A 6,577-nucleotide genomic window follows, 5' to 3' on the forward strand; every position below is an offset into this window, starting at 1 on the left:
TGATTTCGAAGCCGAAGCGGAAGTCACAAGCGGTCGGGGTTTCCCATTTCATTTAAATAGTCTCCGTTATGGATTGAACGTCCGGTGGCAGCTGCCGCCGGTTGTCCGCCGTATTCAGTGAAACGGCGGACTGGATTGAACTATCGCGCAGCCTCCGACAGGGGGCCCCGCGGGATTCATGAATTCGCCCTCCTGATTTTCATGAGATGCAGGGAGCGCCTACCGGGAAGGCGTTATCGATGGTTAGAATGGCCGCCATGTCTGCTGCTTCCGCCGCCTTGCATTCCCCGTCGCCGCCGTTCGATAGCGGCTGGCTGCCCGTTTCCGGCGGCCATCGTCTTTACTTTGAACAGCGTGGCGGGCCGGCGGGGATCCCGGTGCTGATCCTGCACGGCGGCCCGGGTTCCGGTTGCTCGCCGCTGATGGCCGGCTTCTTTGATCCGCAGCGTTATCGCGTCATCCTGCTCGACCAGCGCGGTGCCGGCCAAAGCCGGCCGGCCGGGGGCTGCGAGGAAAACACGACGCCGGCCCTGATCGACGACATCGAGGTCTTGCGCCGACATCTGGCGATTGACCGCTGGCTGGTCATCGGCGGTTCGTGGGGCGCGACGCTCGGCATTTTGTACGCGGCGGCGCATCCAGAGCGTCTCAGCGGCTTGCTGCTGCGCAACCCGTTCCTAGCGCGGACGGCCGATCTCGATTGGTTTTTCGGCGGCGCCCGCCAGCATCATCCCGATGCGTGGCAAGGCTGGGCGGCGCTCGGTGCGCCGGAAGCGCCGGGCGCCATGCTGCCCTGGCTGGATGAGCGCTTCCGGTCGCCATCGGCCGCCCACGTTACCGCTTGGCATGTCTGGGAATGCGCCCTGGCCGGGACGCCGAGCCGGGGCTTGAGCCCGGCTGAGATCGACTTATTGCAGGGGCGCTATCGCCTGCAACTGCATTATTTTCGCCACGCCTGCTTCATTGCGGAAGGCGGCGTGCTGGCGGCCGCTGAGCGTATCGCCGCGATGGCGGCGCCGATTCACATCGTGCAGGGCCTGGCTGACGACGTTTGTCCGGCCAGTGCGACGGCTGTGTTGCAGGCCAAACTGCCGAACGCCGGTTGCAGCCTGGTCGAGGGCGTCGGCCACGATCCTTACGCCCCGGCCATGCGGGCGGCGACGTTGGGGCTGGTCGAATCTTTTGCCGCGCGTGGGCGGTTCGCGCCCTGAGAAAAACGGCAGTGGCGCCTGGCCAAAGCAATTTCAATTTTGGCTGTTATTTCCGGTTGACCGTGAGGATCGCGGATCGCCCCGACGTCAGCCCTTGGCGAGGTGTCGGGCTGCCCGCAATCCGCTGCGCACGGCGCCTTCGAGCGTCGCCGGGTAGTCCGCCCAGGTGGCGTCGCCGGCCAGAAAGAGGCGCGGATGCGAGGTTTTGAAGTCCGGGCGATGCAGGCCGGGGATGGCCGAGAAAGTCGCGCGTTTTTCGCGGATCACCTTGTGCCAGCCGGTCGGGTTCTCCAGCCCGAGTTCTGCGTCGAGGGCGGCGGCCAGTGCCGCGTCGTCGAGTTTTTCCCAGTCGCCATGTCCGCTCAAGACGCAGGCCAGCACAGCTTGGCCACGGTCGACGACCCACTGGCAATGGCCGCCGAGTCGGTTGCTCAGCGGGAAAGGTGATTTCATTTTTGGCTCAAAATTCCGGTAGACCGTAGCAATCGGCTCATAGGCGAAATTCGTCGCCGCCGCCGGCCACAGGGCGCCGACATGCTGCGGCGCGGTGGCGATGATGGCGGCGGAGAAGGGCTCGCCGTTGATGGCGATGCCGTTTTCAGCTTCGGTGATCTGGCTGACCCGCGTGCTCAGGCGGATTTGCGCGCCGTGCGCTTGCAACCATTGTCCGGCTGGTTCGGGCAGCAGTTGGCCGAGATCGACGCGCGGCAGCAGCAGGTCGGTGTCGGCGCGGCGCGAACTGCCCAGGCTGTCGCGCAGCACGTTGGCGAACAACTGCGCCGAGGCGCGAGCCGCCGCCGTATTGAGCGCGGCGAGGCAGAGCGGTTCCCAGAGGTGGCGGCGCAGGGCGCCGGTTTGCCCGGCAGCGTCCAGCCATTCGGCCACCGTCGTTTCGCCGTCCAGCTTGAAACCCCGGCGCTTGATGCCATCCATCCAGAGCGCCGTTCGCAGCTTTTCGCCCAAGCCGACCCCGTTCGCCGTGAGCAGGCCCCAGGCGACATTGAGCGGCGCCGCCAGGCGAGGCAGGGTGAGGCGAAAGCCGGTGTTGTCGATAACCTGCAGCGGGCGGCGGTCGAAGAGTTGATCGGGATCGGCGCCGACCCGGCGCATCAGTGCCAGCGTGTCGCGGTAGGCACCGAGCAGGATGTGCTGGCCGTTGTCGAGCCGGCGGCCATCAATCTCGACGCCCCGGGCCCGCCCGCCGAGCACACGGCCGGCTTCGAACAGCGTGGTTTGAGCACCGGCCGCGGCCAGTTCGACAGCGGCGGCAATACCCGCCCAGCCGCCACCGATGACGGCAATTTTCAAGGGATCAGCCCTTGATCCAGGTCTTGAGTGCCAGCCACAGCTTGCGCGTCGGCGGTAGCGAAATGCGCTGGTGCAGGACCTGGAAATTCTCGCGTTTGATTTCGTCGAGCACGGTGCGGTAGATCGCCGCCATGATCAGGCCGGGGCGCTGGCTCTTGCGGTCGACGGCCGGCAATTGGGCGAAAGCCTGCTCGTAGTATTTCTCGGCGCGCTCGTACTGGAACTGCATGAGGGCCGTGAAGTTGTCCGAATATTTGCCGTTCAGGATGTCGGCGGCCGGCACGTTGAACTGCTTGAGTTCATCCATCGGGATGTAAATACGGCCGCGTCGGGCATCTTCGCCGATGTCGCGAATGATGTTGGTGAGCTGGAAAGCCATGCCGAGGTCGTGGGCGTATTTTTGCGTCTGGCGGTCGGTGTAGCCGAAGATTTCGGCAGCGAGCAGGCCGACGACGCTGGCCACCCGGTAGCAGTAAAGCGACAGCCCCTTGAAGTCGAGATAGCGCGACTGCGTCAGGTCCATCTCCATGCCGTCGATGATTTCGAGCAACTGCTCTTTCGGCAAATTGATGCTCTTGTCGAGCCCGGCCAGCGCCTGGCCGACCGGATGCTGCGGCTGGCCTTCGCCGACGCGTTCAATTTCCTGGCGCCACCAGGCGAGCTTGGTCGAAGCGATGGATCCATCGTTGCATTCATCGACGACGTCATCGACTTCGCGGCAGAAGGCGTAGAGCGCCATGATGGCGCGGCGGCGTTGGAGCGGCAGGAACAGGAAACTGTAATAAAAGGAGGAGCCGCTGGCCGCGCACTTCTCCTGGCAGTATTGGTCGGGATTCATGGGGTCACATTCTAATGGAACGGCCAGCCAGAACGAGCCAGTCCCATTTGCCGAGCTTTGGCCGGCGCGTAAAAACGTCGCCGCGCGCCTGCCGGATGCGTTCGAGGATGCGCAGCCCGCCCTGCATGGTCAGCCGGATCTCCCAGCCGAGTCGGCCGGGGAGGGCGTGGACGAGCGGGGCGCCACGCTTCATGAGCGCCGTCGCCCGGTCGATCTCGAAATCCATGAGCGCCGCCCAGTTGGCCGACCAGCGGCTGTGGGCGATGTCGTCTTCACTGAGGCGGAAGTGCGGGAAGTCGGTCAGCGGTATGTAAATTCGATCTTTTTTCCAGTCGACCGCAACATCCTGCCAAAAGTTGATCAACTGCAATGCCGTGCAGATACAGTCGGACTGCTCGAGATGTTCCGGCTCGGTGCGGTCGAAAAGATGCAGGACCAGTCGCCCGACCGGATTGGCCGAACGTTGGCAGTAGGCGAGCAATTCCGGGTAATCGGCGTAGCGCGTTTTCACTACGTCCTGCGCGAAAGCATCGAGCAGGTCGCGGAAGAGCTGGATGGGCAGTTTGTGCTTGGCGATGGCTTCGGCCAGCGCGACGAACAGCGGCGTTTCCGGCACGTTGCCGGCTGCGATCCTATCCAGTTCGGCCCGATAGGCGTTCAGCCCGGCCAGGCGCTCGTCAGGCGAAGCATCGCCTTCGTCGGCAATATCGTCGGCGCTGCGCGCAAAGCGATAGATCACCTTGATCGGCCGGCGCAATTCAGCCGGCACGAGCAGCGAGGCAACAGGAAAGTTTTCGTAATGATCGACGGACATCGTGGTCTGCTCTGGAGATTGCGGCTCAGTCGGTGCTAGAATTCGGCCCGCCTGCCCAAGTGGCGAAATTGGTAGACGCACCAGATTTAGGTTCTGGCGCCGAAAGGTGTGGGGGTTCGAGTCCCTTCTTGGGCACCATTTTCAGCACCTCGCTGAAAAATTGGTCAGCAGGCATCCGGAAACCGGCCGCATTGGGATGGCCACCGCCGCCATAGCGCGTGGCGATTTCCGAAACATCGAGGGCCTTCCCCTTTGAGCGTAGCGAGGCTTTCACTTCGCCATCTCCCGATAATTGCCAGATCAGCCCGAAGCTGCCGCTTTGCTCGGCCAAAGAATTTCCGAGTTCCGAGGCGAACAGCGCATTGGCGTTGATGGCGATGCCGGGAACGGTTAGCCAGGCAAGCTCTTCGTGGGTAACGATAGCTTGGCCATGGCGTTGCGCTTGCAATGCATCGGTCGGTTCGCCACGAAGGAAAGCAGATCTGCGCAGCCCGCTCTGCGCCATGCGCGCGATTTCCATCTGATAAAACTGCTCGATGGCGGCGCCTTGTGTCAATATTTCGAAGTAACGCGGGGCGGTTTCGGTCGGCGTGTCGTGCACTAGTTGATGCCAGACGTTCAGGTCGAAAGGCAGCAGGCGCAGGGCTCGGCAGAAAGGGCGGGTACCGGGCAGGGTGAAACGCCACAGGTCTTGTTCTTCAATGTGCCGAAGCGCCAGCGGTGTTGGCATACCGGGGTGAAAATACTCCCAAGCCAAGCGCGCGCCGGACTTTTCCAGATCGAACGCGACGCGTAACGGCAAGTTCGGATGCTGATAATCGCACAGGCCGTTCTCGCCAGCCTGCAACTTGTCCCCCCAGGCTTTTAGTGCCGAAGCGTGATGGTCGATCTGGGTGACCGAATCGGCAACACCCGCCATCGTTTCAAGGAATTCAGGCGGAAACGAGAAGTCGAGGATGAATACCGCGTGGCCAGCAATATCGGCCAGCGCCCATGCTTCGCCGTGATGCATCGGCCGGTAGGTGGCCGCATCGCCGAAATGGCGCCAGGCAGCATAAGCGGCACCGAAGCCATCAAGGCAGTCGGCGTGGTAGATAACAAAAACTGGGGGCTGTGCCGACATGCTCAGTAATGCGGCGGGAGTTCGTCGCGCAAGCTGCGCTGTTCGTGCGGCTGGGCATTTTGTGCCTGTTCGCGCAAGGCACGTATTTCGCGAAAGAGCAGGTCAATCTGCTCCTGCTGGCGGAAAACCAGGCGGTTCAATTCCTCGACCAGGTCTTCTGTATAGCTGATCTTGATTTCGAGTTCGGTAATGCGCGATTCCACAAAGTGTCCTTATTTTTCGCTGCGCCAGTCGCGCAGAGTTTCCTTGGGTGGGGGCAGGGGCATGTCGTTGCGCGGTGGACGGAGTAGCGGCAGGGCTCCCCCCAACACGACAATCAGACAGATCCCGAGAATAATCCAGCCTTCGTTCATGGCTTTCTCCGTTGCATAAGTGGCAAGTGTACTTGGCTTCTCAAAAAATCGCGAAGGGCTGTTGACATCGGCTTCTACGTCTGTAAAATGCGCGCTTCTTTAGGCGGTTAGCTCAGTTGGTTAGAGCGCCACGTTGACATCGTGGAGGTCGTTGGTTCGATTCCAATACCGCCTACCAAAATTCCTGACGGAGCTGAATTGATGATTTTCCGAACTTGCACCGCAGTTCAGAAACACTAATCGAGTCAGCCTTCGTTTGACCAAAAAAGTGCGGCTCACCCCCGCACTTTTTTTTCGCCTAGAGATTTGCCATGCCTGATATCAAACTGCCCGATGGTTCCATCCGCTCTTTTGAACAGCCGGTAACAATCGCCGAAGTGGCAGCCAGCATTGGTGCCGGCCTGGCCCGTGCAGCACTGGGCGGCAAGGTTGATGGCAATTTGGTCGATACCTCCTATCTGATTGAGAACAATGTCGATCTGGCCATCATCACTGAGCGCGACCCGGAAGGTCTGGAGCTAATTCGTCACTCGACCGCCCACCTGTTGGCCTACGCCGTCAAGGAGTTGTTCCCCGAGGCGCAAGTCACCATTGGTCCGGTCATCGAAAACGGTTTCTACTACGACTTCGCCTACAAGCGTCCGTTCACCCCGGAAGATCTTCTGGCCATCGAAAAGCGCATGACTGAACTGGCCAAAAAGGATATTCCGGTCACCCGTGAAGTCTGGGCGCGTGACGATGCCGTCAAGTTTTTCCTCGACCTCGGCGAAAAATACAAGGCCGAACTGATTGGCGCCATTCCGGCCGACCAGCAGGTTTCGCTCTACCGCGAAGGCGATTTCATCGACCTCTGCCGTGGCCCGCACGTACCGACGACGGCCAAGCTCAAAGTCTTCAAGCTCATGAAGGTGGCTGGCGCCTACTGGCGTG

9 protein-coding genes, 2 tRNA genes and 1 pseudogene are annotated in these 6,577 nt (G+C 61.6%); 5 read left to right on the forward strand and 7 right to left on the reverse strand.

What is annotated here, in order from left to right; genetic code table 11:
• Window positions 1-52 (reverse strand): pyrroloquinoline quinone precursor peptide PqqA (pqqA, locus tag ADADOO_RS01410; RefSeq protein ID WP_511274388.1); only part of this gene is annotated, 52 nt, incomplete at its 3' end.
• Between the two features lie 205 nt (window positions 53-257).
• On the opposite strand from pqqA, the gene ADADOO_RS01415 reads away from it, so the two are divergent.
• A complete protein-coding gene (locus tag ADADOO_RS01415; RefSeq protein WP_511274380.1) occupies window positions 258-1,211 on the forward strand; it encodes an alpha/beta fold hydrolase in 954 nt (317 codons plus the stop codon).
• Window positions 1,212-1,298: 87 nt separating this feature from the next.
• On the opposite strand, the gene hpnE is transcribed toward ADADOO_RS01415, so the two are convergent.
• The 3 genes from hpnE to hpnC are packed head-to-tail and all read right to left on the reverse strand — an operon-like array spanning window position 1,299 to window position 4,171.
• Window positions 1,299-2,519: a hydroxysqualene dehydroxylase HpnE gene (gene hpnE, locus ADADOO_RS01420; RefSeq protein WP_511274381.1), complete on the reverse strand. Its 1,221-nt coding sequence runs from the start codon at window positions 2,517-2,519 to the stop codon at window positions 1,299-1,301.
• A 4-nt stretch (window positions 2,520-2,523) separates the two neighbouring features.
• Window positions 2,524-3,357 carry a presqualene diphosphate synthase HpnD gene (gene hpnD, locus ADADOO_RS01425; RefSeq protein WP_511274382.1) on the reverse strand — a complete coding sequence of 278 codons (834 nt, stop codon included), beginning with the start codon at window positions 3,355-3,357 and terminating at the stop codon, window positions 2,524-2,526.
• Window positions 3,358-3,361: 4 nt separating this feature from the next.
• The gene (hpnC, locus tag ADADOO_RS01430) at window positions 3,362-4,171 is read right to left on the reverse strand and encodes a squalene synthase HpnC (RefSeq protein WP_511274383.1); all 810 of its coding nucleotides are present in this window, start codon (window positions 4,169-4,171) and stop codon (window positions 3,362-3,364) included.
• Between the two features lie 53 nt (window positions 4,172-4,224).
• On the opposite strand from hpnC, the gene ADADOO_RS01435 reads away from it, so the two are divergent.
• A tRNA-Leu gene (locus ADADOO_RS01435) sits at window positions 4,225-4,309 on the forward strand.
• A gap of 7 nt (window positions 4,310-4,316) precedes the next feature.
• On the opposite strand, the pseudogene ADADOO_RS01440 reads toward ADADOO_RS01435, so the two are convergent.
• Window positions 4,317-5,090 (reverse strand): annotated as a pseudogene (locus ADADOO_RS01440) (DHHA1 domain-containing protein); the annotation flags it as partial.
• Between ADADOO_RS01440 and ADADOO_RS01445 the strand changes: the two are divergent.
• Window positions 5,052-5,303 (forward strand): hypothetical protein, encoded by a 252-nt coding sequence (locus tag ADADOO_RS01445; protein WP_511274384.1) that lies wholly within the window; start codon window positions 5,052-5,054, stop codon window positions 5,301-5,303. The pseudogene ADADOO_RS01440 and the gene ADADOO_RS01445 overlap by 39 nt on opposite strands.
• Here the strand turns inward: ADADOO_RS01445 and ADADOO_RS01450 are convergent.
• Window positions 5,297-5,497, reverse strand: a complete 201-nt coding sequence (locus ADADOO_RS01450) for a SlyX family protein (protein WP_511274385.1) — start codon at window positions 5,495-5,497, stop codon at window positions 5,297-5,299. The two genes, ADADOO_RS01445 and ADADOO_RS01450, sit on opposite strands and share 7 nt — an antisense overlap.
• A 9-nt stretch (window positions 5,498-5,506) precedes the next feature.
• Entirely contained in the window at window positions 5,507-5,647 is a 141-nt protein-coding gene (locus ADADOO_RS01455; RefSeq protein WP_511274386.1) for a hypothetical protein, read from the reverse strand.
• Between the two features lie 101 nt (window positions 5,648-5,748).
• Between ADADOO_RS01455 and ADADOO_RS01460 the strand changes: the two genes are divergently transcribed.
• Together ADADOO_RS01460 and ADADOO_RS01465 are read left to right on the forward strand one after the other, a co-directional pair.
• Window positions 5,749-5,825 (forward strand) — tRNA-Val (locus tag ADADOO_RS01460).
• 133 nt (window positions 5,826-5,958) lie between these two features.
• The coding region (locus ADADOO_RS01465; protein WP_511274387.1) for a TGS domain-containing protein at window positions 5,959-6,577 on the forward strand (619 nt) is incomplete at its 3' end.

The sequence above is a fragment of the Azonexus sp. genome (genome assembly GCF_036170495.1).
Classification (GTDB): domain Bacteria; phylum Pseudomonadota; class Gammaproteobacteria; order Burkholderiales; family Rhodocyclaceae; genus Azonexus.